Source organism: Martinezella calliandrae, assembly GCF_030272695.1.
GTDB lineage: Bacteria > Pseudomonadota > Alphaproteobacteria > Rhizobiales > Rhizobiaceae > Rhizobium > Rhizobium calliandrae.
This window is the reverse complement of record NZ_JARFYN010000195.1, coordinates 1-586: the sequence shown is the minus strand read 5'-3', so window position 1 is coordinate 586 and position 586 is coordinate 1. Positions and strand designations below refer to the sequence as shown.

Below are 586 nucleotides of genomic sequence, written 5' to 3'. Positions count from 1 at the left end.
CGAGGTTATCGTCGATGGCGCGGCGGTTGCACACTTGCATGGTAAGGGACGTAAAGACCGTAGCGTGCCGCTTTGGCGTACGACAGTCAGCTTGATCCGCAACTGGAAACGTCGGCTGGCTTTCACAAGCGAGGAGGACTTCCTGTTTCCGAACCGAAGCGGAGGGCGCATGGCGCGTTCAAACGTCACCCAGCGTTTTGAACTTGCGGTATCGGCTGCGGCGGAACGTTACCCGCAACTCGCGAGCCGCTCGATTTCGCCTCACACCATCCGCCACACCACGGCGATGCATCTCCTGCAGTCCGGCGTCGATATCAGCGTCATCGCGCTGTGGCTCGGTCATGAGAGTTCCGCGACGACGCATATGTACCTTCAAGCAGATCTCGCGATGAAGGAACGTACACTCAACCGACTGCAGCCCATGACGTCCAGTCAAGGTCGATATCGTCCGCCGGACCAGCTCATGCAGTTCCTGATGAGTCTCTGAAATTATGCGCAGTTCGCCAGCCGGAAGTCGTCCGAGAATCCGACGGTTAAAGCCTCCTGCCTCAGCAATCTGCGCATAATCACGAGGTGCACATAATCC

The 586-nt window shown here is 57.8% G+C and carries 1 protein-coding gene; it reads left to right on the top strand.

Annotation, left to right across the window (positions count from 1 at the left end; all coding sequences use genetic code 11):
* Window positions 1-487 (top strand): tyrosine-type recombinase/integrase (locus PY650_RS36690; RefSeq protein WP_285885006.1); only part of this gene is annotated, 487 nt, incomplete at its 5' end.
* Window positions 488-586 lie beyond the last annotated feature (99 nt).